Annotated in this window: 26 protein-coding genes; 17 read left to right on the forward strand and 9 right to left on the reverse strand. The window is 63.0% G+C overall.

Annotated features, from left to right (window positions below; genetic code table 11):
- Nucleotides 1-67: 67 nt before the first annotated feature.
- Both ACIQWO_RS03695 and ACIQWO_RS03700 read left to right on the forward strand, forming a co-directional pair.
- Nucleotides 68-502, forward strand: a complete 435-nt coding sequence (locus tag ACIQWO_RS03695; RefSeq protein ID WP_402819298.1) for a type II toxin-antitoxin system RatA family toxin — start codon at nucleotides 68-70, stop codon at nucleotides 500-502.
- A complete protein-coding gene (locus tag ACIQWO_RS03700; protein WP_402819301.1) occupies nucleotides 492-830 on the forward strand; it encodes an RnfH family protein in 339 nt (112 codons plus the stop codon). The genes ACIQWO_RS03695 and ACIQWO_RS03700 overlap by 11 nt, the downstream gene beginning before the upstream one ends.
- Before the next feature lie 60 nt (nucleotides 831-890).
- Here ACIQWO_RS03700 and ACIQWO_RS03705 read toward each other — a convergent pair whose 3' ends face one another.
- Nucleotides 891-1,820 carry a DMT family transporter gene (locus tag ACIQWO_RS03705; protein WP_402819304.1) on the reverse strand — a complete coding sequence of 310 codons (930 nt, stop codon included), beginning with the start codon at nucleotides 1,818-1,820 and terminating at the stop codon, nucleotides 891-893.
- 315 nt (nucleotides 1,821-2,135) lie between these two features.
- Between ACIQWO_RS03705 and guaB the strand changes: the two genes are divergently transcribed.
- From guaB to guaA, 3 genes are read left to right on the forward strand one after another with little or no spacing between them, the layout of a single operon-like run.
- On the forward strand, nucleotides 2,136-3,596 hold the full coding sequence (guaB, locus tag ACIQWO_RS03710) for an IMP dehydrogenase (protein WP_150666418.1): 1,461 nt from the start codon (nucleotides 2,136-2,138) through the stop codon (nucleotides 3,594-3,596).
- A gap of 6 nt (nucleotides 3,597-3,602) precedes the next feature.
- The gene (locus tag ACIQWO_RS03715) at nucleotides 3,603-4,295 is read left to right on the forward strand and encodes a hypothetical protein (RefSeq protein ID WP_150666419.1); all 693 of its coding nucleotides are present in this window, start codon (nucleotides 3,603-3,605) and stop codon (nucleotides 4,293-4,295) included.
- A complete protein-coding gene (gene guaA / locus ACIQWO_RS03720) occupies nucleotides 4,270-5,853 on the forward strand; it encodes a glutamine-hydrolyzing GMP synthase (RefSeq protein WP_039398693.1) in 1,584 nt (527 codons plus the stop codon). The genes ACIQWO_RS03715 and guaA overlap by 26 nt, the downstream gene beginning before the upstream one ends.
- A 106-nt stretch (nucleotides 5,854-5,959) precedes the next feature.
- Here guaA and ACIQWO_RS03725 read toward each other — a convergent pair whose 3' ends face one another.
- Entirely contained in the window at nucleotides 5,960-6,865 is a 906-nt protein-coding gene (locus ACIQWO_RS03725; RefSeq protein WP_402821802.1) for a LysR family transcriptional regulator, read from the reverse strand.
- 167 nt (nucleotides 6,866-7,032) lie between these two features.
- Between ACIQWO_RS03725 and ACIQWO_RS03730 the strand changes: the two genes are divergently transcribed.
- A complete protein-coding gene (locus ACIQWO_RS03730) occupies nucleotides 7,033-7,944 on the forward strand; it encodes an alpha/beta fold hydrolase (protein ID WP_402819309.1) in 912 nt (303 codons plus the stop codon).
- On the opposite strand, the gene ACIQWO_RS03735 is transcribed toward ACIQWO_RS03730, so the two are convergent.
- Nucleotides 7,928-8,632, reverse strand: coding sequence for an SDR family oxidoreductase (locus tag ACIQWO_RS03735; protein WP_402819314.1), 705 nt, complete (start codon nucleotides 8,630-8,632; stop codon nucleotides 7,928-7,930). The two genes, ACIQWO_RS03730 and ACIQWO_RS03735, sit on opposite strands and share 17 nt — an antisense overlap.
- 144 nt (nucleotides 8,633-8,776) lie before the next feature.
- Here ACIQWO_RS03735 and gcvA point away from each other — a divergent pair, with 144 nt between their 5' ends.
- The 7 genes from gcvA (at nucleotide 8,777) to ACIQWO_RS03770 (ending at nucleotide 15,955) form a co-directional block, all read left to right on the forward strand.
- Nucleotides 8,777-9,691 carry a transcriptional regulator GcvA gene (gcvA, locus tag ACIQWO_RS03740; protein WP_402819317.1) on the forward strand — a complete coding sequence of 305 codons (915 nt, stop codon included), beginning with the start codon at nucleotides 8,777-8,779 and terminating at the stop codon, nucleotides 9,689-9,691.
- A gap of 34 nt (nucleotides 9,692-9,725) precedes the next feature.
- Entirely contained in the window at nucleotides 9,726-10,628 is a 903-nt protein-coding gene (locus ACIQWO_RS03745; RefSeq protein ID WP_402819320.1) for a LysR family transcriptional regulator, read from the forward strand.
- A gap of 110 nt (nucleotides 10,629-10,738) precedes the next feature.
- Entirely contained in the window at nucleotides 10,739-12,880 is a 2,142-nt protein-coding gene (locus ACIQWO_RS03750; protein WP_402819323.1) for an FUSC family protein, read from the forward strand.
- Complete coding sequence (locus tag ACIQWO_RS03755; RefSeq protein WP_402819326.1) at nucleotides 12,870-13,064, forward strand: DUF1656 domain-containing protein; 195 nt, start codon at nucleotides 12,870-12,872, stop codon at nucleotides 13,062-13,064. The genes ACIQWO_RS03750 and ACIQWO_RS03755 overlap by 11 nt, the downstream gene beginning before the upstream one ends.
- Nucleotides 13,057-13,986, forward strand: coding sequence for an efflux RND transporter periplasmic adaptor subunit (locus ACIQWO_RS03760; RefSeq protein ID WP_402819329.1), 930 nt, complete (start codon nucleotides 13,057-13,059; stop codon nucleotides 13,984-13,986). The genes ACIQWO_RS03755 and ACIQWO_RS03760 overlap by 8 nt, the downstream gene beginning before the upstream one ends.
- A gap of 4 nt (nucleotides 13,987-13,990) precedes the next feature.
- Nucleotides 13,991-15,526 (forward strand): efflux transporter outer membrane subunit, encoded by a 1,536-nt coding sequence (locus tag ACIQWO_RS03765; protein ID WP_402819332.1) that lies wholly within the window; start codon nucleotides 13,991-13,993, stop codon nucleotides 15,524-15,526.
- A gap of 24 nt (nucleotides 15,527-15,550) precedes the next feature.
- Nucleotides 15,551-15,955, forward strand: coding sequence for a hypothetical protein (locus ACIQWO_RS03770; RefSeq protein WP_402819335.1), 405 nt, complete (start codon nucleotides 15,551-15,553; stop codon nucleotides 15,953-15,955).
- Between the two features lie 27 nt (nucleotides 15,956-15,982).
- Here ACIQWO_RS03770 and ACIQWO_RS03775 read toward each other — a convergent pair whose 3' ends face one another.
- On the reverse strand, nucleotides 15,983-17,134 hold the full coding sequence (locus ACIQWO_RS03775; RefSeq protein WP_402819338.1) for an MFS transporter: 1,152 nt from the start codon (nucleotides 17,132-17,134) through the stop codon (nucleotides 15,983-15,985).
- Between the two features lie 209 nt (nucleotides 17,135-17,343).
- Here ACIQWO_RS03775 and ACIQWO_RS03780 point away from each other — a divergent pair, with 209 nt between their 5' ends.
- The 3 genes from ACIQWO_RS03780 (at nucleotide 17,344) to ACIQWO_RS03790 (ending at nucleotide 19,925) form a co-directional block, all read left to right on the forward strand.
- Nucleotides 17,344-18,291, forward strand: coding sequence for a LysR family transcriptional regulator (locus ACIQWO_RS03780; RefSeq protein ID WP_402819341.1), 948 nt, complete (start codon nucleotides 17,344-17,346; stop codon nucleotides 18,289-18,291).
- Nucleotides 18,292-18,331: 40 nt separating this feature from the next.
- Nucleotides 18,332-18,946, forward strand: coding sequence for an LON peptidase substrate-binding domain-containing protein (locus tag ACIQWO_RS03785; RefSeq protein WP_402821805.1), 615 nt, complete (start codon nucleotides 18,332-18,334; stop codon nucleotides 18,944-18,946).
- A gap of 103 nt (nucleotides 18,947-19,049) precedes the next feature.
- Nucleotides 19,050-19,925 carry a hypothetical protein gene (locus ACIQWO_RS03790; RefSeq protein WP_402819344.1) on the forward strand — a complete coding sequence of 292 codons (876 nt, stop codon included), beginning with the start codon at nucleotides 19,050-19,052 and terminating at the stop codon, nucleotides 19,923-19,925.
- A 71-nt stretch (nucleotides 19,926-19,996) separates the two neighbouring features.
- Here the strand turns inward: ACIQWO_RS03790 and ACIQWO_RS03795 are convergent, their stop codons facing one another.
- From ACIQWO_RS03795 to ACIQWO_RS03810, 4 genes are read right to left on the reverse strand one after another with little or no spacing between them, the layout of a single operon-like run.
- On the reverse strand, nucleotides 19,997-20,716 hold the full coding sequence (locus ACIQWO_RS03795; RefSeq protein ID WP_402819347.1) for an ABC transporter ATP-binding protein: 720 nt from the start codon (nucleotides 20,714-20,716) through the stop codon (nucleotides 19,997-19,999).
- Nucleotides 20,713-21,528, reverse strand: coding sequence for an ABC transporter ATP-binding protein (locus ACIQWO_RS03800; RefSeq protein WP_402819350.1), 816 nt, complete (start codon nucleotides 21,526-21,528; stop codon nucleotides 20,713-20,715). Before ACIQWO_RS03800 ends, ACIQWO_RS03795 begins: the two co-directional genes overlap by 4 nt.
- A complete protein-coding gene (locus ACIQWO_RS03805) occupies nucleotides 21,525-22,412 on the reverse strand; it encodes a branched-chain amino acid ABC transporter permease (RefSeq protein WP_402819353.1) in 888 nt (295 codons plus the stop codon). The genes ACIQWO_RS03800 and ACIQWO_RS03805 overlap by 4 nt, the downstream gene beginning before the upstream one ends.
- Nucleotides 22,405-23,298 (reverse strand): branched-chain amino acid ABC transporter permease, encoded by an 894-nt coding sequence (locus ACIQWO_RS03810; protein WP_402819356.1) that lies wholly within the window; start codon nucleotides 23,296-23,298, stop codon nucleotides 22,405-22,407. The genes ACIQWO_RS03805 and ACIQWO_RS03810 overlap by 8 nt, the downstream gene beginning before the upstream one ends.
- A 3-nt stretch (nucleotides 23,299-23,301) precedes the next feature.
- Here ACIQWO_RS03810 and ACIQWO_RS03815 point away from each other — a divergent pair, with 3 nt between their 5' ends.
- Nucleotides 23,302-23,448 (forward strand): hypothetical protein, encoded by a 147-nt coding sequence (locus ACIQWO_RS03815; RefSeq protein ID WP_402819359.1) that lies wholly within the window; start codon nucleotides 23,302-23,304, stop codon nucleotides 23,446-23,448.
- Here the strand turns inward: ACIQWO_RS03815 and ACIQWO_RS03820 are convergent.
- Nucleotides 23,445-24,554, reverse strand: a complete 1,110-nt coding sequence (locus tag ACIQWO_RS03820; protein ID WP_402819362.1) for an ABC transporter substrate-binding protein — start codon at nucleotides 24,552-24,554, stop codon at nucleotides 23,445-23,447. The two genes, ACIQWO_RS03815 and ACIQWO_RS03820, sit on opposite strands and share 4 nt — an antisense overlap.
- Nucleotides 24,555-24,670: the final 116 nt, after the last annotated feature.

Consider the following 24,670-nt stretch of genomic DNA (forward strand, 5'->3'; position numbering starts at 1 on the left):
AGAGGCGGCTTGCGACACACGCGGATCGACTGCGCACGTTTCGCTCGCACTCACAGCCCGACAGACGATGGCCGAAGTCAGTAAAACCGTTCTCGTGCATTTCTCCGATGAGCAAATGTACGATCTGGTGACCAATGTCGCCGATTACCCTAAATTCCTGCCGTGGTGCGGCGGTGTCGACATTCGGCATCAGGACGAGCACAGCATGGAAGCGTCGCTGATCATCGACTTCAAAGGCCTGAAGCATTCGTTCGCGACGCGCAATATCCAGGAGCGTCCGCACTCCATCCAGATGACCTTCGTCGAAGGGCCTTTCAAACGTTTTCACGGCACGTGGAAGTTTACGGCCCTGCGCGAGAACGCCTGCAAGATCGAATTCGGTCTGCACTACGAGTTTGCGAATTTCCTGCTCGAAAAGGTCATCGGCCCGGTGTTCAGCCACATTGCGAACACGTTCGTAGACGCCTTCGTGAAACGTGCGGAGACGGTTTATGTCAAGTGAGCTTAACGTCGAAGTCTGCTATGCGCTGCCCAGCGAGCAAACGATTGTTCCCCTGACGCTGGCACAAGGCGCGACGATGCGCGACGCAATCGAGCGCAGCGGACTGATGCAGCGGTTTCCGGAGCTGGATCTCGACCGCATGAAGGTCGGCGTGTTCGGTAAGATTCGTGCGCTGGATGCTGCGGTGGAGGCGGGCGATCGTGTCGAGATTTACCGCACGCTCAAGGCCGATCCGAAGCTGGCGCGTCAGCGACGCGTCGAAAAAGTCCGCAACGAGGGCAGCCGCGAAGGGCAGAAGTGGCTGGGCAGCGCCCGCAAGGGCAGCTAAGGCCTGTGGCGCTTGGCTGAGGCGGGCCGGACGTTTCATCCCGGATCTGCCTGCCGTCGATCAGTGTGTCGATCCCCGCGAATGCAGTCGCACCGACGCACTGACGCCTGCCAGCAACAACGCCACCGCGGCGATCTCCAGCAGACGCGGCAGCCGGTGCTCATAGATAAAGCCGTAGACGAGCGCGAACAGCGTTTCAAACACGATCAGTTGCCCTGACAGTGTGAGCGGCAGCGTCCGGCTCGCTGCATTCCAGAAGGCATTGCCGATGGTCGACGCGCCGATGGCCACGGCGATATTCACGATCAGAAACATCTGCCAGTCACGTGGCACGTCCGCTGTCACGGGATGTGGCAGCAGCAAGGCGGCAATCGCCAGTGCGCACGCCAGTACCCCCGTCGCCACCCCGGTCAGTAATGACCATTCTTGACTCGTGAAATGTCCGAATTTCGCGAGATATCGGGCGTTGGCGACGGCATACCATGTCCAGCTTGCCAATGCCCCCACCGCGCAAACGACGCCAGCAAGCGTCAGCCGCCAGTCGCCACCGCTCGCGGCGGCGTGCGTGAAGACGTCGACGTTGATACAGACGATGCCTGCGACGACCAACGCCAGCGGGCCCGCCAGTTTCGACAGCGGGAGGGCGCCGTGATCGCGGCTGCCGACCAGTGTGACCGTCACGGGCAGCACGCCCACGATCAGCGACGCCGGGGCGATGCCCGCCATCTGTACCGACGCGGCGACAAACAGGTAATAGATCAGATTGCCGACGAGACTCAGGCGGAATAACGCCCGCCAGTCGTTACTCGTGACGGTATGCCGCAAGCGCGGCCAGAGCGGGGCGAGGAATACCGCCGAGACTAACCCGTACAGGACGTAGCGCGCAGCCGACAACTCCAGCGGCGAGAAGCCGGGCAGCAGACGCGGGGCGAGGAACACCAGTCCCCACAGTGCGCCCGCCGCCAGTCCGTACGAAATGCCTTTCCCCATGAAATCTAGCCCGTGGTTGGTGGTTAATGCTTGGTTAATGGGTGGTTAATTGGTGGTTAATGCAGGAAGCGTCCGGTCGAATTCCGGCCGGAAAGGGCGCAAGAATAGCATTCGCTCCGCGCGGGCCTATTGTGAAATCCGGCACTTGGCGGGCGAGAGGTCCGCGTCGTGACGACCGGTCGGGAGACGGCCCGTTTTGCCCTCAGTCGGTGCCGAATCCGTCCCTCGGGGAAAAAGCCCCTTGACATGTGGGGCAGACCTGCCATGCAACGCGCGATTTCTGTATAATTCGGTTTTGCGCCTATAGGATTTGCCATGCGTCTGATCCAAAAAGCACTCACATTCGATGACGTGCTCCTCGTCCCGGCCTACTCTGCCGTTCTCCCGCGCGACACCAGCCTGAAAACCAAGCTCACGCGCAACATTACCCTGAACATGCCTTTGCTGTCGGCCGCCATGGATACGGTGACCGAAGCGCGTCTGGCCATTGCCATGGCGCAACAGGGCGGTATCGGCATCATTCACAAGAATCTGAAGCCGGCTGAGCAGGCGCGGGAAGTCTCGAAGGTCAAGCGTTTTGAGTCGGGCGTTCTGCGTGACCCGATCACGATTCCGCCGCACATGAAGGTGCGCGATGTGATCGCGCTGTCGCGCCAGCATGGCATTTCCGGTTTCCCGGTCGTCGAGGGCGCGCAGCTCATCGGTATCGTGACGAACCGCGACCTGCGTTTCGAAAGCCGCCTGGACGAGCCGGTGCGCGTGATCATGACGCCGAAGGAAAAGCTCATCACCGTGCGTGAAGGCGCATCGCCTGCCGACGCCGAACGTCTGATGCACGATCACCGCCTCGAGCGCGTGCTGGTCGTCAACGACGCGTTCGAACTGCGCGGCCTGATGACGGTCAAGGACATTACGAAGGCGACGGAATACCCGCTGGCCAGCAAGGACGAACACGGCAAGCTGCGTGTCGGCGCTGCCGTTGGCGTGGGCGCGGACAATGAAGAGCGCGTCGAGCTGCTGGTCGCAGCCGGCGTCGACGTGATTGTGGTCGATACGGCGCACGGTCACAGCCAGGGCGTGCTGGACCGCGTGCAGTGGGTCAAGAAGCACTTCCCGCAGATTGAAGTCGTCGGCGGCAATATTGCGACGGCAAGCGCCGCGCTGGCGCTGGTCGAACACGGTGCAGACGCCGTCAAGGTCGGTATCGGCCCGGGCTCGATCTGCACGACGCGTATCGTTGCAGGCGTCGGTGTTCCGCAGATCACGGCCATCGCGAATGTGGCTGAGGCACTGAAGGAAACGGGCGTTCCGCTGATCGCGGACGGCGGTATCCGTTACTCGGGCGACGTAGCCAAGGCGCTGGCCGCCGGTGCGCACACCGTGATGATGGGCAGCATGTTCTCCGGCACGGAAGAAGCGCCGGGCGAAGTGTTCCTGTATCAGGGCCGTTCGTACAAGAGCTATCGCGGCATGGGTTCGGTGGGCGCGATGAAGGATGGTGCAGCAGACCGTTACTTCCAGGACCCGGCCAACAACGCCGATAAGCTCGTGCCGGAAGGCATCGAAGGCCGCGTGGCTTACAAGGGTAGCGTGAACGCGATCCTGCACCAGTTGACCGGCGGTATCCGCTCGTCGATGGGCTATCTGGGTTGCCCGTCGATCAAGGACTTGCACGAGAAGGCAGAATTTGTCGAAATCACGGCCGCCGGCATGCGCGAATCGCACGTGCACGACGTCCAGATCATGAAGGAAGCGCCCAACTACCACGTGGAGTAATTGCCCATGAAGGCCATGTTGCGTACGGTACTGTTCCTCGATGCGGCGTTGAATCTGGCACTTGGCGTGCTGTTGATCGCGTCGTTCTGGTCATCGCTGTATGCGGCCATTGATGTGCCTGCGCCATCGCCTGTGCTGTATGCACAGGTGCTTGGCGTGGCCTTCATCGGCGTGGCCTGGCTGCAATGGCACGCCACCGTGAATGGCCAGTTGACGTCGACCGTCGCGAAAGTGACGGGACATATCAGCTGGATCAGCGGTGCGTTCGTGCTGGGGTGGCTGATCTCCGGCCAGTTGGTGGTGTCGAGCGGCGGCAAGTGGATGCTTGCCATGCTCGGGGCTGTCCTGCTGGTAGTGGGCGGGATTCTCGTCAAGCTGGCGTCGAGTGTGCGCACAAAAGAGCGCGTACAGGCGGCGCAGCAGGCAGGCGAGCGGGTGCGTGGCGGTGTCGTGAGCGACACGCGACGCGATGCACCGAGAGATTATGCCGATGCCCGGGTCGTCGACGAGGCCCGTGGCACGCGCGCTGAGCCGCGCATGGAGACGCCTCGCGGCGGCTCCGCACCAGTCAATAGCACGCCGGTCGCGCCTGTGGGCGCCACCGGCATTGTCACGCCCGTGCCGTCCGACACGGCGCCGACGTCCAACGAATCCACTTCATCCGTACCTCACGATGCACGACAAAATCCTCATTCTTGACTTCGGCTCGCAAGTCACCCAGCTCATTGGACGCCGCGTTCGCGAAGCGCACGTCTACTGCGAGATCCACCCGAACGACGTCACGGACGAATTCATCCGCGAATTCAATCCGAAGGCCGTCATTTTGTCGGGTAGCCACGCGAGCACGTATGAGGATCAGGATCTGCGTGCGCCGCAGGCTGTCTGGGATCTGGGCGTGCCGGTGCTGGGCATCTGCTACGGCATGTTCGCGATGACGGTCCAGTTGGGCGGTCAGGTCGAAGCCAGCAACCATCGCGAATTCGGTTACGCCGAAGTGCGCGCCCATGGCCATACGCCGCTGCTCGACGGCCTTGAAGATTTCCGTACCGACGACGGTCACGGCATGCTTAAGGTGTGGATGAGCCACGGCGACAAGGTCACGCAGCTGCCGGAAGGCTTTGCACTGATGGCATCGACGCCGAGCTGCCCGATCGCGGGTATGGCCGACGTCAAGCGTCATTACTACGCAGTGCAGTTCCACCCGGAAGTCACGCACACCGTGAAGGGCCGCGAACTGCTTGAGCGTTTCGTGCTGGAGATTGCAGGCGCAAAGCCGGATTGGATCATGCGCGACCACATCGAGGAAGCCGTCAAGGCGATCCGCGAGCAGGTGGGTGACGAGGAAGTGATTCTGGGTCTGTCGGGCGGCGTGGATTCGAGCGTTGCGGCGGCGCTGATTCACCGCGCGATTGGCGATCAACTGACGTGCGTGTTCGTCGATCACGGTCTGCTGCGTCTGAACGAAGGCAAGATGGTGATGGAAATGTTCGAGGGTCGTCTGCACGCGAAGGTCGTGCACGTCGATGCCACGGCACAGTTCATGGGCCACCTGACGGGCGTGACGGATCCGGAACAGAAGCGCAAGATCATCGGCCGCGAGTTCGTGGAAGTGTTCCAGGCGGAAGCAAAGAAGCTGAAGAACGCGAAGTGGCTGGCGCAAGGCACGATTTATCCGGACGTGATCGAATCGGGCGGCGCGAAGACGAAGAAGGCGACGACGATCAAGAGCCACCACAACGTGGGTGGCCTGCCGGAGACGCTGGGTCTGAAGCTGCTGGAGCCGCTGCGCGATCTGTTCAAGGACGAAGTGCGCGAACTGGGCGTGGCGCTCGGCTTGCCGCACGACATGGTCTACCGTCACCCGTTCCCGGGCCCGGGTCTGGGCGTGCGTATCTTGGGTGAAGTGAAGCAGGAGTATGCGGACTTGCTGCGTCGCGCCGATGCGATCTTCATCGAGGAACTGCGCAACACGGTCGAGCCGAATAGCGGCAAGACGTGGTACGAACTGACGAGCCAGGCGTTCGCGGTGTTCCTGCCGGTCAAGAGCGTTGGCGTGATGGGCGATGGCCGCACGTACGAGTGGGTTGTCGCGCTGCGCGCTGTCCAGACGCAAGACTTCATGACGGCGCACTGGGCACATCTGCCGCACGAATTGCTCGGCAAGGTCTCGAACCGCATCATCAACGAAGTCCGTGGTTTGAACCGCGTTGTCTATGACATCTCGGGTAAGCCGCCTGCGACGATTGAGTGGGAGTAATTGACGAATCTCTGCGTTAAACCGCAGAGGTCATTCGTTAAAGTCTCGTAAGAGTGAAGGGCGGACGCGTTGGCGTCCGTCCTTTTTTGTCGTCGGATGAAATCGATCAGTCCGCCGACGTCACTGCGTCCCTGAACCACCCCACCAAAAAATCCGCCAACGCACGCGTCTTCGCGGAGAGGTGACTCTTCGTCGGATAGACGAGCTTGATATCGGCTGCCGGTAACGTCCAGTTAGACATCACGGTGCGAAGTTGCCCGGAAGCCAGATACGGACGGATATCCCACATCGACCGGATCAACATGCCGTGACCGTTCAACGCCCATGTCGTCGCGGCGGCACCGTCGTTCGTACTAAGCATGCCGTGCACTTTGACCGTCTCCTGGCGATCTGCCTGACGGAAGTGCCACGTGCCGTAGGTCTCGTCGCTCTCCCGAATCACAATGCACTGATGCGCCGCCAGATCCGACGGCTGCACCGGCTCGCCCGCTGCGGCGAGATACACCGGTGACGCGCACAACACTCGCGCGTTCGGCATCAGTTGTCGCGCCGTCAGTCGCGAATCTGGCAAGTCGCCAAACCGGATCGCCGCATCGAACCCTTGTTCAACGAGGTTCACCGGACGGTCCGTCAGATGCAATTGCACCTCCACTTCCGGATACTCGCGCGCAAACGCGGACAGTGCCGGGGCGATGTGCGTCCGCCCGAAACCGAGCGTTGCCGCCAGCCGGAGCAAACCGCGAGGCGACGACTGTGCGCCGGTCACTGCATGTTCCAGCGCTTCTAGCTCGCCGAGGATCCGTGCACCGTCCTGCAAGTACATGTCACCCTCGGGCGTGAGGCTGATGCGCCGTGTCGTACGATGCAGCAATCGCACGCCAAGACGATGCTCAAGTTGTGCGAGCCGACGGCTCACCGCCGGTGGCGTAATGCCCATTTGCTGGGCAGCGGCCGCCATGCTGCCTTCTTTCATGAGCGTCGCGAAAAAGCGCAGATCGGAAAATCCGTCGATTGACATGGCGATTCGTGTCCTGCAATTAACAATGAAGTGATTCTGAGTCACTTTATGTCGTTTTGCATCAAATATAGGATGTGCATGACACGCGTCCGAGCGCAAATGCCGAACAGGCATCGCGCGCATCGCACCGAACCCGAATGCAGAAAAAGGTAAAAGGGTCTATGACTTCCCAAGCGCTGTTCCCCGGTTTCACCGCTTATCGTTTGCCGACACCCGATGGCCAGCACATTCACGCGTGGACGGGTGGCAGTGGCCCGGCGCTGCTGATGCTGCATGGGCACCCGCAAACGTCCGCGATCTGGCACAAGGTCGCACCGACGCTGGCCCGGCACTTCACCTTGGTACTAGCCGACCTGCGCGGCTATGGGGACTCAGCCAAACCCGCTGGTGACGCCGATCATGTGGCCTACAGCAAGCGCGTCATGGCGCAGGACATGGTGTCCGCCATGCAGGCGCTGGGGCATTCGACGTTTTCGGTGTTGGCGCACGACCGCGGGGCGCGCGTCGCGCATCGGCTGGCGGCGGATCATCCGGAGATCGTCCGGCGCATGGTGCTGCTCGACATCGCGCCAACCCTTGCGATGTACGATCAAGCCAGCGATGCCTTCGCACGCGCCTACTGGCATTGGTTCTTCCTGATTCAGCCCGCGCCGTTGCCTGAACGCCTGATCGAAGCCGATCCGGCGGCATATTTGCGCGATGTCATGGGACGTCGGAGTGCCGGATTGGCGCCGTTCGATCCGCGCGCCCTGGCGGAGTATCAGCGGTGCTTGTCCCTGCCGGGCACAGCGCACGGTGTCTGCGAGGACTATCGGGCCGCAGCGACGATCGACCTCGATCACGACCGTGCGGATCGCGACGCCGGACGTCGATTGCCCATGCCGGTGCTGGCGTTATGGGGTGAGCAGGGCGTCGTGCACCGCTGCTTCAAGCCGCTCGACGAGTGGCAACGGGTGGCGTCCGACGTGCGCGGGCACCCGCTGCCTTGCGGCCATTACATTGCGGAAGAAGCGCCGGAAGTGCTGCTGGCCGACGTCCTCCCGTTCCTGCTAGACGTCACACCGAACGCGTAAGACCGCCATCCACGCGAATGTTCTGACCCGTGATGTAACCGCCCCCCTCGGACGCGAGGAAGGCCACCGTCGCCGCAATTTCTTCGGCTTTGCCATAGCGCTGCATCGGCACGCTTTCGCGGCGCACCTCCTGCTGCGGCAGGCTGTCGATCCAGCCCGGCAGAATGTTGTTCATGCGGACGTTGTCCTTCGCGTACTTGTCCGCAAACAGCTTCGTGAACGATGCGAGCCCCGCACGGAACACGGCCGACGTCGGGAACATCTCGCTCGGCTCGAAGGCCCATGCCGTCGAAATATTGATAATCGCGCCCGCACCTTGCTTTTGCATGATCGGCGTGACAAGACGCGTCGGGCGGATCACGTTCATCAGATACGTATCCATGCCGCGATGCCAGTCCTCGTCACTGATCTCCAGGATGGCGGCGCGCGGACCGTGGCCAGCGCTGTTCACGAGCACATCGATACGTCCCCAGCGTTGCACTGCCAGATCGACCAGTTCCTGGAGCGATTCATTGGACTGATTCGAGCCCGTTACGCCAACGCCACCCAGCTCGGCCGCCAGCGCCTCGCCCTTGCCGGACGACGACAGAATGCCGACCTTGAAGCCGTCCGCTGCGAGACGTCGCGCCGCTGCCGCACCCATGCCGCTGCCACCAGCCGTAATCAATGCCACTTTTTCTACTGTCATGCTGCTATCCTCCGATGACGTCGGGTGCCGCACGATGGGCACGTCAGACGGGTTAACACTGTTCTCAAGTGTCCAAAGCGTAACATCGTGCGAACCGGCCGACGAATCAGATTTCGACACTTTACTCAGTAGAAAAACTACACCATGACGGATGCTATTGGCCGATTACCGTCGCTCAACGCGTTGCGTGCTTTTGAAGCGGCGAGTCGGCATCTCAACTTCCGGCTCGCGGCGGAAGAGCTGGGCGTGACGCAAGGTGCTGTGGCACAGCAAGTGCGCGGCCTCGAAGCTGAGTTGGGGATGAAGTTGTTCGAGCGGCATCCGCGTGCGCTGTCACTGACCGAGAACGGCCGACGCTACGCAAGCGGCGTGAGACGCGCTTTCGAGATGCTGACGGAAGCAACGCAAGCGCTGCGCCCGGAACCGCTGCGCCTGACGATCAGCGTGACGCCGACGTTTGCATCGAAATGGCTGATCCCTCGACTCCCCGCATTCCTCGAAACGCATCCCGACATCGATCTGCGTATTCTCGCGACGGACCGGTTGTCACACTTTCAGGCAGACGCCGTCGATCTGGCCGTCCGCTACGGCCGTCCGCCGTTTGGTGGTGGCCTCGTTGTGGAGCCGTTGTTCGAGGAGGCGCAAGTCGCGGTCGCGAGTCCTGCCGTGATCGAGGCTGCCGGTCATCCTGGCAAAACGGATGGCTCAGGTAACCCGGGGCGCCTGCGAGGTCATGCCTTGCTTCACGATGCCCACAACGCCTGGCCGCAGTTTCTCGATCTCACGCTACCCAACGCTCAGACGTCGGAAGCGAAGAACGTACGGTTTAACCAGACGGCGCTGGCGATCGATGCTGCCGTCGCAGGGCAAGGACTGGCGCTCGCACATCGTGACTTCGTCGCAGCGGATATTGCGGCGGGTCGTCTTGTGCAGCTATTCGACACCGAGCTCCGCACCGGTGCCGGTTTCTACATCGTCTATCCCCGTCGTACCCGGCACGCCGCGCAAATCGCCGACGTCCACGAGTGGCTTTTGCGGGAGACACGCGACACGCGTTAGCATTGCGTTTTATGCAATGACCACGGACGCCGCCATGTCGCTTCCCGATCTCAACCTGCTTCACGCGCTCGATATCCTGCTGGAGGAGGGCAGCGTTGTCGGTGCGGCACGGCGCATGCATCTGAGTCCGCCTGCGATGAGCCGTACGCTGAGCCGGATTCGCGAAACGCTGGGCGATCCCGTCTTCGTGCAGGCGGGCCGCAAGCTGGTGCCTACGCCCCGCGCGTTGGCGATGCGCGAGCAGGTGCGGCTGGCGGTCGAGCAGGCGCGACAGGTGCTCACGCCCGGCGATGGCGTCGACCTCAAAACACTCGACCGGCGCTTCAATGTGCGCGCAAACGATATCGTCATCGGCCTGCACTCGGGACGCTTGCTCGAAGCGATGGCCGCCGAAATGCCGCGCGCCATGCTGCGCTTCTCGCCAGAAGAAGACGATATGGACGACGAGGCACTACGTAGCGGACGGATCGATCTGTTCATCAGTGCAGCGCGACCGTTGGGCCCCGAGATTCGCGTACAACCGCTGTTCACGACCAGTTTCGTCGGCATGGCGCGTCACGATCATCCGATTTTCGACGAGGACATTACGCCTGAGCGCATCACCCGATGGGGACACATCGGGGTGTCGCGACGCGGGAAGTTCGCCGGACCGATCGACAATGCGCTGGAAGCGCTGGGGTTGCGACGTCACGTGGCGCTGGTCGTCCCCACGCCGTCGGCAGCGCTTTTTGCGTTGTTTAGCAGCGACTTGCTGCTCGCGCTGCCGTCGCATCTTGCGCAGAGCGCGCTGGAAGCGGGGATGCGCCTGCGTCAGTTCGATTTTCCTGTGCCGCTAGAGACGGTGGTGTTGACGCAGGCATGGCATCCGCGTTTTCAGGCGGACCCGGCACACCAATGGCTGCGCCGCACCGTCCGCAGGATCTGCGAGATGTACTGATGCGGTCATCGATGCGTCAGACGCAATCGTTCATTCCAATCAAGTCACTTTTCGCATGGCAGAGCCCGACCCTACAGTGATGAGCATCGTCACTGTGTTCAAGGGTCATCGTGTCATCGACACCTGCTTCGGTCACCGGGTCCGTCGCGCCTAAAGCGTCGCGGCTGGGCTGGCTTGCCGCCATCGTCTCGCGCGCGGACTTCACGTCGCCGCGCGCCACCTATGTCTTTCGGTCCATCGTCGCCGCATGGCTGGCGTTGTGCGTCGCGTATCTCCTCGAACTGGAGATGCCGTTCTCAGCCGCAACGACCGTACTGCTCGTCATCAACCCCGTGCAGGGGGCCGTGATCGGCAAAGGCGCATGGCGCGTGCTCGGCACGCTCGCGGGCATGGTTGCGTCGTTCTTGCTGATGTCCGCTTTCGGACAAATGCCGTGGCTCTTTCTCCTCGGATTCTCCGTCTGGCTGGGGTTGTGCGTTGCCGGTATGACGATGCTGAGGCACTTCCGGGCGTCGGGCGTGGTGGTCGCGGGGTACACCGTCGGGCTGGCGACATTCGGCGCACTGCAACACCCGCATCTCACGTTCGACCACGTCATCGGTCGTGCCTCGACCGTCATGGTGGGGGTAGTGTGTCTGTCTCTGGTGTCTGCGCTGTTCAGTGCCCGCAGTGTGCGGGGGAAGTTGGAGGGTGCGCTGACGCGACTGACCGCGCGGGCTGCGGAGGTGTTGGCCGCCGTCAACGTGGCCGACGATGCGAAATCACACGCCGCTGCCACCGACGCCAAACGTCAGTTGATGACCGAGATCTACGGCGTGGACGATCTGCTGGCCGTCGGCAAGGCGGAGTCGGTAGACCTCGCGCATCGTGCACATGCCGTACGGCATGCGATGGCGTCGCTCTTTGCGGCACTGGCCGGTGGCTCGCGGGAACCGCCCGGGAAGAGGGTGTCGTCGATGCTGGTCGCCGCATGGCGCGAAGCTGCGCAGGCCGTCGGCACCGGTTCGCAGGGACTTGAGCACGCTGCGAGTGTGATGCGTGCGGCGAGACAGCGGCTCATCGACGCGCGCGTTAGTGCTACCGCCACGTCGTCGGCAACGTACCTCGCCATCGACCTGCTGATCGATCAGATCGACGATTACCTCGCAGCTTTGGATGGACTTGCATCGCTGCATCGTCCGCGACCGGCGGGCGCGAAGGCGGTCGTCAGCTTTCACCGGGATCCGCGCGCTGCGTGGCAGAACGGTCTGCGCTCCGCGCTGACTTTGTTCGCTGCGGGGGCCATCTGGATCGTTACCGGCTGGCCGCACGGCGACATGATGCTGCTGATCGTCGCGCCGTACTGTGCGTTGCTTGCCGCTGCACCGAACCCTGCGGCCGGTGCATGGCAGTTCGTCAAAGGGTCGGTGATTGCGGTGCCTGTCGCGTTCGTGTGCGCCTTTGGCGTTCTGCCGCACATCGACGGACTGCCGTTGCTGCTCGTCGTGCTGGCGTTGTTCTGGCTGCCCGGGATTTACGCAACGACGTTGCCGCAGCATGGCCTGGCGGCGTTGGCGTACCTCGTCGGTTTCAATACGCTCACAGCGGCCGACAATCCCATGCACTACAACCTGCCGCTGTTTCTCAACTGGTCGGTCGCATGGATCGTGGGGACGCTCGTTGCGTGGATGGGGTTCCGCTTGCTGCTGCCTCGGGTATTGCCGCGGGACGTCATGCGGCTGCGGATGCGGATTCGCGACGAAGCCCTGCGTACGTTTCGTTCACCCACGCCGTCTGCGTCTTTCCGCAGCCTGCTGACTGCGTCCCGCGTATGGAAATGGCGTCAGCAACACCGCATCGCATCGTTGGGCGCACTCCGCAAGTCGCAGCCCGACGCCATGCATCGCGATATCGCCGACGCACTGGCCAGTCTTCATCTTGGGCGCGAGGTGTGGCGGGTGCGCGTGTGGATGGCCGGTGAGGGTCGTCATACCCAGTGTGCGGAGGTAAGGCGCATCGTTGCCGACGCGCTGGATCGGATGCAACGCCGCTTGATGGCACGTCACCCCAAACCTGCGCTCGCGGCACGCCACGCACGAAATGCTATGCGACGGGTTGCGGGAATTCAGACGACGTTATACCTAGCGCCAGCCCAGGAGAGCCATCTCACGCGTGTCGTGGCGGCGCTTGCCGACATCGCTGCAACGCTCGACGCACACGCCGATTATTTCGGCCAACCACAACCTTTAGCTCCCGAATCCCATGCTCAGTGAAGTTGCCGTGGCGGGCATCTATCTGCCGCCGTTCTTCGTCTACGCCTGCATTGCCTTGCCGGTGTTCCTAGGTCTTCGTTTCGTCATGACGCGCGCGGGTGTGATGCGTCGCGTCTGGCATGCGGCGCTCTTCGAGTTCGCCGTTTCTCTCTGTCTGGTTTCTCTGCTGGTGATTTATGTCTGATCGAATGATTTGGTTGCGTCCCGCTGCGAGAGCGGCAGGTACGTTGGTAGCGGTAGCTCTCGCGGTGGCGCTGGTCGCGGCGCTCTGGCGGGCATATGTCGTCGCGCCCTGGACGCGCGACGGTCGCGTCAGTGCAGAGGTTGTCCATATCGCGCCCGAAGTGTCGGGGACGGTGCTCGACGTCGCCGTGGCTGACAACCAGCTCGTGAAGCGCGGCGAGTTGCTGTATCGCATCGACCCCGAGCGCTTCCGTTATGCAGTGGCACAAGCCGAAGCGCAGTTGAGTGCGGCGACGGCCGTCATGCAGCAAAAGATGCAGGACGCGAAGCGTCGGCGCGGCATGGACGATCTCGTGCCCGGTGAGGACATTCAGCGCGCGAATCACGCAGTTGCTATCGCGCAGGCCGAGCAACGTCGCGCACAGGTCGCACTCGACGTAGCCCGTCTCGATCTGGCGCGCACCGAGCTGCGGGCCCCCGCAGATGGGTACATCACTCATTTGCGGCTGCGTCCCGGCGACTACGCGGTGGCGGGGCGTGGCAATGTCGCGCTGATCGACGCGCACAGCTTCTGGGTGACGGGCTACTTCGAGGAGACCAAACTGCATGGCATTCGCACCGGTGCGCCTGCGCGTATCCGGTTGATGGGATTCGAGGAGATGCTCGATGGTCATGTCGCTGGCATCGGCCGTGGCATCACCGACACCAACGAACATGCCGACGCACAGGGGCTGCCCAGCGTCGAAGCGAGCTTCAGTTGGGTGCGTCTCGCGCAACGCATTCCGGTGCGCATCGCCATCGACCGGGTACCTGCCGGGGTGGTGTTGTCTGCGGGCATGACATGCAGCGTAGACGTCGGCCAACCCGAAGCCACAGGCCTGCCGAAAGGACGTCTCGCCAGCCTGCTGATGCGATGGATGTGACGTCATGAAACTCGCATTGAAACCAACAGGCGTGCTGGCGACTTCAACCGCGTTAGCTGGATCTCCCAAGGTGTCGAGCCGTGCGCTTCGTCGAGCGATTTCGATGGGCGGGATGAGCCTGCTGCTGACCGCCACCGCCTGCACGACGCTCGGCCCCGACTACCGCGAGCCGCAGACCGATGTGCCTACCCAGTGGCATGAGGCACGCGATACGTTCAATACGTCGCCTGCGTCCGATGCCGCACGGCTGCGCGAGTGGTGGCGGTCTTTCGGAGATCCGGAGCTCGACCAGCTCATCGACACAGCGCTGCAAAACAACCGCGATCTCGGTATTGCCCAGGCGCATCTCGTGCAGGCACGCGCGCAGCGGACGCAGATCGCGTCCGGGCTGGGGCCGACGATCTCGGCTGGCGGGACGGCGCAGGCGTTGCGCTCCAGCAAGCGTCTGGACTGGCCGCCGGGCATCGGGCAGTCGCGCACATGGCAATTGGGATTCGACGCGAGCTGGGAAATCGACGTTTTCGGCGGTACGCGAAGGGCGGTGGAATCGGCTGATGCGCACGTCGAGGCGGTGGCGTTCGACCGGGACGCAGTGCGCGTGAGCCTGCTTGCTGAGCTGGCTGCCGACTACGCTATGTTGCGGACTACGCAAGCGAGGTTGTCCATCGCGCAGGAGAACATACGTACGCTGTACGAGGGGGAACGTCTGGCGCAACGCGCCTTCGCGCAAGGTCTTGGGACATCCGCCGAAGTTGCTCAGGCCCGTGCAGAGCGCGAACTCGCGCAGGCGGAGCCGCCACGGTTGCAGGCGGACATTGAACGGTTGAGTCACGCGATAGGCGTACTGGCAGGCGGATTTCCTGCGCAATGGCGCGATACGTTGGCGGTACCCTCCGCCGTATTGCCGGTCATGCCAGCGCTACCGTTGTCGTTACCGTCCGACGTCATTCGTCAGCGTCCCGACATTCGCGCGGCCGAGCGTCGCCTTGCTGCCGCTACGGCGCAGATCGGGGTGGCGGAGGCCGAGCGCTTCCCGCACTTCAGCATCCCATTGAGTCTCGGCACGACGGCGAGCCTGATCCACGACTTGCTTTCCAGCGCGAGCGTCGCGTGGTCCGCTGCGTTGATCGGCAGCCAGACGCTCTACGACGGCGGCCGGGCGCGTGCCGGTGTCACCATGGCGCAGGCCGCTACCGACGCGGCGCGGCTTGCATATGAACGGGATGTCCGGCTCGCGTTGCGCGACGTGGAAGACGCGCTCACGGGCCTGCATGGCGAGCGTGTGCGGCAAGTCGCGCTGCATTCGGCGGTCGACGACAGCCAGCAGGCACTGGCCCGCACGACGCGTCTTTACCAACGCGGCTTGAGTGCCTATCTCCCCGTGCTGGTGGCGCAACGGGCCGCCAATCGCGCACGTGACGCCCTTGCCATCAGTCAGGGCGGTGAAGTGCTCAACGCCATCGCGCTTTACAAGGCACTGGGCGCGGGGTGGGCGCCGGACACGGCACCCGCTCAACCCGCTTCCCGTGCTTCCCTTTGATTTCATCGCTTAGGAGCGAACCTCATGACACTCGATCCCCATCTGTTTTCGATCCACGACGTCCGCGAACTGCCGTTCGTCCTCTTCAATCAGGAGGCCGCCGAACCGGGCTATGCGCGTGACTGGGAGGTTGAGATGACGGCATTACTGAAGCACGGCAAGCCATTCGTGGTCGTCTATGACCAACTGACGCGCGACGAAACCCACGAAGATCGCAAGCAACGCGCCATTTGGCTCAAGCAGCACAAGGCGGCGCTGGCCGAGGTCTGCAAAGCGCTGGTGAGTATCGAGCCGAATGAAACGCGACGTGCGGCTGTCCGCGCGATGGGGGAGACGGCGGTGAAGGCCTTCGGCATCCCGCACGAAGCGGTCGCCACGCGCGACGAGGCGATGGCCCTCGCACAGCGTCTGACGGCTTCCGCAGGCTGAGGAGGGCGCTGGTTGCGTGGTCGCGGACTAGTGCGACGGGCGCGTCGCAAATCCGTGGCGTCGTGCAGCGAACGCGACGACCCATGCGGCGAGGGCAAGTGTCACGAGGACATGTGGCAGTGCTGGGGCACCCCACGTCGACAGCACTGCACCGCCGAGCACGCCGCTGGCGGCGAACGAGAGATTAAAGACGGTCACGAGCATCGACTGCGCTACGTTCTCGTGCTTGCCTGCGGCGTTGCCTAACGCGGTCTGCAAGATCGTCGGCGCACCGCTGAAGCTCAGTCCCCAGAGCACAGCGCCCGCCATCAGTACGGACCACGACGTTGGCCAGCAGCCAAAGGCGACGATCACGACCACGAACGTTGCCAGTGCCGTCAATACGAGTCGACGCAGCCAGCGGTCGACCCACAGGCCAACGCCCCAGAGCCCGACGAGCGTGAAGATGCCGAACATCGAGAGCATTGTCGCGAGCCGTTCGCTCATGCCAGACGACGCAAGGAACGGCGCGATGTACGTGTAAAGCGTGTAGTGCGCGACGACCCACAGCATGACCACCGCAAGCACCGGACGCACCCCCGGCAAACGCAATACGTCCATCACGGAGGCGCGGGCTGCGGGGGCGTTGGTAGCGTCGCCGTTTCCAGTTGTCACGTCTGTCACCTCCGGCACGATCAGCAGCATCCATCCGACGAGGATCAGGGCGCACGCCGACAAGCCGCCGAAGACCCAACGCCAGCCGATCAGGTGGCCGAGGGTCGTGGCGGCGGGAACACCGACCGCCAGCGCCAGCGGCACGCCAAGCATGGCGAATGCGAGCGCGCGACCTTGCCGTGACGGGCTCACGAGCCGTCGCGCGTACGTGGCGATTTCACTCCACGCGAGCCCCGTCGCGAGTCCGACGACGAAGCGTGCGGCAAGCGTCAGCACAAAGTTCGACGAGAGCGCCGTAACGGCGTTGCACACGACGAAGCCGAGCAGGGCGACAACGAGGACTGTGCGACGCGACCAACGATGCATCAGCACAGTGAGCGGCACGGCACCGAGGCCTGCGCCCAACGCACACAGCGTCACCATCTGACCGGCCCACGATTCGGAAATGTGAAAGCTGTCCGCCAGTTGCGGCAGCAATCCGGCGGGGACGGTCTCGTTCGCGGCGGCGACAAAGGTCGCGAGCATTAGCGCCGTAAGTGATGCCCAAGCGGTGGCGTCGCTTTGTTGCTTGTCGGACGTTCGAGGAGAGGAAGGTGGGACGGCTGGCGAGGAAGCGGACATGGTCGGGCGTTAAGCGTGAGTGTCCCGGCGGGACGATGTGACGTAGTCTGCCGATGCGCGTTGTATTTGATAATCTGTCGCCAATTTGAATGACTTTCAAAACCAGATAGAAAATGGCGACGGACAAACTGGGCGACATGCGCCTGTTCACCACGGCCGCGACGCTGGGCAGCCTCTCGGCGGCGGGGCGTAAGCTTGGGTTGTCGCCTGCGGCGGCGAGTGCGCGGCTGGCGAAGCTGGAGGCGTCGTTGCAGACCCGTCTTTTCGTCCGCACGACGCGTCAGCTACGGCTCACGGAGGAAGGGCGCGTCTACTTGTCGCACTGCCTCATTGCATTGCAGGCCATCGACGATGGCGAGGCCTCGCTTCAGGCGGGGTGTGAGGCGATTCGGGGGAAGATCCGACTGTCCGCGTCGACCGATTTCGGTACCCATAAGCTCTCGCCGTGGCTGGATGCGTTCGTCGCGCGTTACCCGGACATTCGGCTATCGCTGACGCTGACCGACTCGATCTCCAATCTCGTCCAGGAGTATGTCGATATCGCCATTCGCTTCAGCGAGCCGGAGGACGGCACGCTGGTGGCACGGCGTCTCGCACCGATGTGCCGTGTGCTGTGTGCGTCGCCCGACTATCTGGCGCGTTACGGCGAGCCGGAAACCCCGGACGCGCTGGGGGCGCATCAGTTCATTGTGCTCGTCACTTCCTCGGGACCGCTCAACGAATTCCATTTCAAAAAGGGCGAGGCGACGTGGCAGTTCTCGGTGCCGATGGCGCAGTCTTGGGAGACGAACGACGGCACGATTGCGCGCCGCTGGGCGCTCGATGGCCGGGGAATCGTTCGCAAGACGCTGTGGGACGCCGCCGACGACGTCCGCGCCGGTCGGCTCAAGATACTGCTGCCGACATTCGTTGCGCAGGAGGCCGGTGTGTATGCAGTGCGGCACCGCACGCGCTACATGGTGCCGCGCGTGCGTGCCTTGCTCGACTTCCTGATCGAGCGTTTTGCGCAGGAGTCGGTCACGTTGCCGGACGTCTGTCTGGTGCGCCACAGCGACGCGTGACATGACACTTGCAGAGGACAACTTCATGTCATCATATGGCATGGCACAGATCCCGCTCTTCCCGCTCGGCAACGCCTTGTTCCCTTCCGGGGTGTTGCATTTGCGCATCTTCGAGGTGCGCTATCTCGACATGGTCAAGCGATGTCTGGCGGACGGCACCGAGTTCGGTGTCGTGGTGCTGCGACAGGGCAGCGAGGTCAGGCTGCCGGACAGCGTCGAGGAGCCCGCGATGATCGGCACCATGGCGCGGATCGACGATTGGCGCGCGCCCATGCCCGCGTTGCTCGAACTGGTGTGCCGGGGCACGACCAAGTTCCGGCTGTCGTCGGTCGAACTGGGCAAGTACGGGTTGTGGATGGGCGAGGCGGAGATGTTACCCGCCGACGATAGCGTCGCCATTCCCGACACGCTGCAAGTCAGCGCGGACACGCTGGGCAAGCTGATTGCCGGGTTGCAGCGCGATCCCGCCCGTGCGGCCAAGCTGCCGCTGGCGCCGCCGTACCGTCTGGACGAATGCGGCTGGGTCGCCGACCGTTGGGCCGAACTGCTGCCATTGCCTGCGCACGAGAAGGAGACGCTGCTGGGCATTGCCGATCCGGTGGCGCGTCTTGCCCGGATTCAGGCATTCCTGACGGACCACGGCGTGCTGTCCTGAGCGCGCCGGGCGATTTCGTCAATCCCGGCCGGACAGGCGATAATGTCGCCTGCCCAGATTTTCCATGCCGTTGCCTTGGGCGACGGCATCGTCACACACACCCATGACAGTCCAGATTAACCAAGAACTCAAGGCGTACATCGATCCGCTCACGCCTGACGAATACGCTGCCCTAGAACAGAGTCTGCTTGCCGAAGGTTGCCGCGACGCGCTTGTCCTGTGGGGCGACGTGCTGGTCGACGGCCACAATCGATACGAGATCTGCCGCAAGCACGACATCGAATTCCGAACTGTCCAGAACACGACGTTCCAGTCGATGGACGATGTGCATCTGTGGATGATCGACAACCATCTGGGGCGTCGCAGCGTTTCCGATTACCAGCGCGGCGTGCTGGCGCTGCGCAAGAAGACGATTCTTGAGGGACGCGATACCCCGGATGCACCGGCAACGGCGTCTGAGCCGACGCCTCCTGTAGCGGGTGAGGCATCGACACAGGAAGCGGACGGATCGAAGTCGTCGATCCCGGCGCACACCATGGCGCTCACGCGTGCAGCGCTGGCCCGCGCGGCACGTCTGTCGAGCAATACGCTGGGGCAGATCGAGCAGATCCACAATGCGGCGGCGCCGGAGTTGGTGGACGCGGTCAAGCGCGGTGAAGTGTCGATCAATGCGGCCGCGGCCGTGTCGACCTTGCCGCAGGCGGCGCAGGTTGCTGCGGTGGTGGCGGGCAAGCAGGAGTTGCGCGAGCTGGCGCGCTCGGTGCGTGAGGCGCGTCCGGTCAAGCCGCGCAAGAAGAAAGAGGAAGAGATTGCCGAGGAGGATGACGGCACACCGCCGTGGGACACAAGCGTGGATCCGTCCGACGAGTTGACGCGGTTGTCGAAGGAACTCAAAGCGATGACGGCCGAGCGCGACGCGCTCAAGAAGAAGGTCGCCCATCTCACCATCGCACTGGCCGAAGCGCGCGCGGGCAAATAAGCTCGGGCAAGTAAGCTCGGGCGACCGGCATCGCAACGCACGTTTCGCAGTGCGTTGCGATGCCTGCCGCGTCAGGCGGCGCGTCCTCCCAGATACAACTCTCGTACCTGTTCATCTTCGAGCAGGGCGTTCGCTGCGCCCGTGAGCGCCACCGTTCCCATCGACAACACATAGGCGCGATCCGAGATTCGGAGCGCTTCCATGGCGTTTTGCTCGACCATCAAAATGGTGACTTGCTCCTGATCCCGCACACGGACGATGGCGTCGAAGACTTCGTGCAGCACTTTGGGCGAGAGACCGGCAGACGGCTCATCGAGCAACAGCAAGCGTGGCCGGGGCATCAGTGCACGCGCGAGCGCCAGAATCTGACGTTCGCCGCCGGACATCGATGCCGCCGGGGCGTTGCGCTTGCGACCGAGCACGGGATAGAGCTCGCAAAGTTCATCGATGCGTCGGCTGCGCTCGCGATCGCTCAGATAGTGCCCGCCGACCTGAAGATTTTCGCGAATCGTCAGCGTACCGAAAACGTTATCCGTCTGTGGCACGAAGCCAACACCGCACTGGCGGATCTTGCGATGCACCGGCAACTGCGACACGTCTGCGTTTTCCAGAACGATGCGGCCCTCACGCGGCAGCACGAAGCCTGCGATGGTCTTCAGGAGCGTCGACTTGCCGCAACCGTTCGGGCCGAGCAGTGTGACGATTTCGTGGGACGCTGCGTGCAGCGTCATCCCTTTGAGTATGTCGACCTCGGCGGTGTATCCCGCGACGACATTGTCGATCTGAATCATGCGGACTCCGTTTCTCTCATGCGTGCTGCGGGCGTGGCCGTCTGAGCGCCACCCCCGAGGTAGGCCTGCAATACTCGTTCGTTGGACGATAGATCGTCCGGATGGCAACTGGCGACGATGTGTCCTCGATCGAGCACGATGCAGCGCGTGCAAAGCTCCCGGATGAAGTGCATGTCGTGCTCGACCACGACGAGCGTCATGCCCTGAGCGTTCAGACGCTTGAGTGCCGCGACGATGTCGCGTCGCAGATTCGGGTGCACGCCTGCCGTCGGTTCGTCGAGCATCAGCATGCGGGGCGCGCCCATCAGAGCGCAGACGATTCCCAACAACTTCTTTTGACCGCCCGACAGCGCGCTGGACGGCAAGTCGCGCACATGGGTGAGCAGCAGTTCGTCGAGCAGGGCCGTTGCTCTGACGCGCGCGGCGGCTTCCGCTTCGCGGGCGCCGCGTGTACCGAGCAGCGTCGAAAACACCCCGTGGTGCGCCGTGGCGGCGGCCATGGCGACTTCCATCACCGACATGCGTGCGGGCATCGAAGGCAACTGGAACGTTCGTGCGACGCCTTGCGCCACGATGCGGTCTGCCCGAAGCGTATCGATGCGATCCGTGTCGAGTGAAATGCGTCCGGCATCGAGGCTTTCGAAGCCAGTGATCGTGTTGAGCAGTGTGCTTTTTCCTGACCCGTTCGGGCCCAGCAGGCCGACGATTTCGCCAGGCATGACGTCGAACGTCACATCCTGGAGGACCTTGTTGCCGCCGAATGCTTTGGCGACGCCTTGCACTTCCAGCAGAAGTTTGACGGGATGTGTCATGCCATTTTCCTCAGTTTTTCCGGCACGAGCCCTTCGCTGCGCCACATCAGACAGGCCAGCAGGATCAGACCGATGACGCCCAGTCGAAGCGCGCCAGCGCTGTCTGAGCCGAAATGCAGGTAGTCCTTGGCAAATGGGACCAGCGTGTACGCCCCTTGTACGATGGCCGTGCCTGCGAGGACGCCCCAGACATTGCCGATGCCGCCAATCATCAGGATCGTCCACAACGCGAACGTCTCCGAGGAGAGCAGATAGTCGGGGCCGGTGAAGCTCATGAAGTGTGCGTAAAGCGAACCGGCGACGGCGGTGACGGCGGCGCTGGTCATCACCGCGCGCGATTTGAGCGAGCGCAGGTTGTAGCCGAAGCAGGCGGCGAGCTTCGGCTCTTCGCGCATCACGCGCAGGGCACGACCGAAACGGCCGTCGGCCAGGCGCTTAGTGAGCCACGTGAAGGCTGCCAGTACTGCGAGCACAAGGGCCAGAAACGCCAGCGTGTCGTAGGGGCGCGGCAGCGATTCGAAGAGCATCGGAATCGGGCTGATGCCATTTGCGCCCCCTGTGAGCCAACCTTCGTTGGTGGCGATGGTGCGCAGGATTTCCGCAATCGCGAGGGTGGCGATGCCCCAATAGTCGGCACCGAGCTGACGTCCGAGACGCGCGATGCCCGCGCCGAGCGCGACCGCGGCAACGACGCCGATCGCCATACCGAGGAGCGGAGATCCGCCAGCCTGCATCGTGATGGCGGTGGCGTAAGCCCCGAGTCCGGCGAATGCAATGTGACCGAAGTTGAGCAGCCCGGCGTAGCCTGCCTGAAGGTTCAGGCCAAGCGCCATGATCCCGTAAATGCCCGCCACTGTGAGCGTGGCAACAATGAACTCAAACACGACGCACCTCGCGATCGAACAGCCCGTAGGGCTTGAAGAGCAATGCCAGCAACAGGATAAGAAACGCACCGGCATTGATGTAGCCCACCGGCAGGAAGGCGACGGTCTTGCCCAGCAATGGGCCGAAATTCAGGTTCGTCACCAGCGTTTCCGTTAGCGCGATGAGCACCGCTCCGGCCACTGCACCGAGAGGATTACCCAGGCCGCCGAGAATCGCGGCGGCGAACACGGGAAGCAGCATGTCGTTGCCGAGTTGTACGTGGGCACCGGCCGACAGCGCCAGCAGTCCGCCGCCCAGACCGGCGACCGCGCCTGATGCGAAGGTGACGCCTCGTGTGATCCACTCTGCGTTCAGGCCAGATGCGGCGGCGAGCGACGGGTTCGTGGAGAGCGCGCGCATGGCGCGTCCTGCGCGTGTGTAAAAGAGGATCAGCGCAAAGACAGCGAGCAACACAACCGTGGTCGACACCGAATAGAGCTGCAACTGCGTGATGCGGGCGTCGCCGATCAGCATCGGTGGTGTGAGGGGCAAGTTGAACATTTTCGGGAACGAGCCTGCGACGCCCTGACAGAAGGCGATCACGAGCATCGAGACGGCGAGCGAGCCGATCATGGCGATGGCCGGTCCGCCGCGCAGCAGTTTGCGAAAGACGAGTCGGTGCATGACCAGCGTGAGTGCGCCGGTCAAGAGGGCCGCAAGCATGAGCGATGACCAGAGCGGCAGACCGAAAGTCGCCATCGCATAGGTCAGGTAGGCACCCGCCATGGCGTACTGCGCGTGGGCGATATTCGGAAACTTGACGAGTCCGTAGACCATGGATAGCCCGAGGGCGATCAGGGCCAGATCGGACGCGCGTAACAGCGTGTCGACAAGAAGTTGGAGCATGAAATGAATTCGCAGTGGAGCGTGGGCACGGGCGGCAGTCGTTCGACGCCGCCGGATACGGCATCGGCAACGCCGGTCATGGCGTTGCCGATGTGCATCACGTTCAAACCGATGTGGCTGACTCGGCCAACGAGAGGCGGAGCGAGTTAGCGCGGCACCACCTTGCCGTCGTACTTCAGCTTCGCGTACGGCGGGTCGATACGTTGACGATCCGCGTCGAACGAAATCGGGCCAGTGACCCCGGCAAAGTTGTTGCCGACGTTCTTCAATGCGGCTTGCACGGCTGCAGGCTGGGTCGACTTTGCTTTGTTGATGGCGGCGGCGGTGAGCATGACGGCGTCGTAGGCGTAACCCGTGTACGACGTCTTCGGTGCCTGACCGTACTTCGCCTGGAATGCGTCGATGTACTGCTTCCCGACAGCCCCCTGAACCGAGCCGACTTCCATGCCGAGTTGGCCGTTGGCGATATTCGCGGGGGTATCCGAGAGGCTCATCGACAGCAAAATCGCGTACCAGGGCTTTTGACGCAAGCCGAGTTCGAACGCTTCGCGATTGAGGACGGCGGATTCCTGACCGTACGCTGTGTAGATGTAGGCGTCCGGATTGCTACGCGACGCCTGCTGAAGTTCGCGGCGATACGTGGATTGACCAGCGGTGTACAGCAGTTCCGTAGCGACCTTGCCGCCAAGCTTTTCGAATTCGTCGCGGAAGCCGTGCGCCACGCCCTGACCATAGGCGTTGTTGGGCGCGATCAGGGCGATGTTGCGATAACCGAGATCCCAGGCGTCCTTGGCGGAGAATTTGTTGCCGAGGTTCTCCAGACCGATCAGGTTGAACGACGTCGCGCCGAGATCCTTAACTTTCACGCTCGTGCTGGCGATGTTGATGTGCGTTACGCCTTCCTTCACCAGATACTGCGCCATCGGCAGCGTAATGCCGGACGAATATTCGCCGATGACCACTGGCACTTTGTCGACGGTGGCCAGTTTGCGCGCGGCATTCAGGGCGGTGGTCGGATTGCCCCCGGAGTCTTCGACGACGACATCGAACTTCTTACCCATCACGCCGCCTTGCGCGTTGACCTTTTCCACGGCAAGCGCAACGGCACGGCGAACATCTTCGCCCACAGTCGCGTTTGCGCCGGTCAGCGAAAGTACCGCCCCCATGCGGACCGTATCGTCTGCTGCGTGCACATTCGAAGCAAAGGCGAGTGCCAGAGCGGCCGGGACGATCAACTTGCGAAGTTTCAATGACATAAATTTCCCCCGAAAAAAGTCAGTTGAGCCTGCAGAAAAAAGCGTTTAGCCGATGACCGTGCGTCCACATGTCGACGGCGACGCTCAGGTGAGCGCCGCATGATGACCGTCGTCGT

The sequence above is a fragment of the Pandoraea sp. NPDC090278 genome (assembly GCF_044772185.1).
Lineage (GTDB): Bacteria > Pseudomonadota > Gammaproteobacteria > Burkholderiales > Burkholderiaceae > Pandoraea.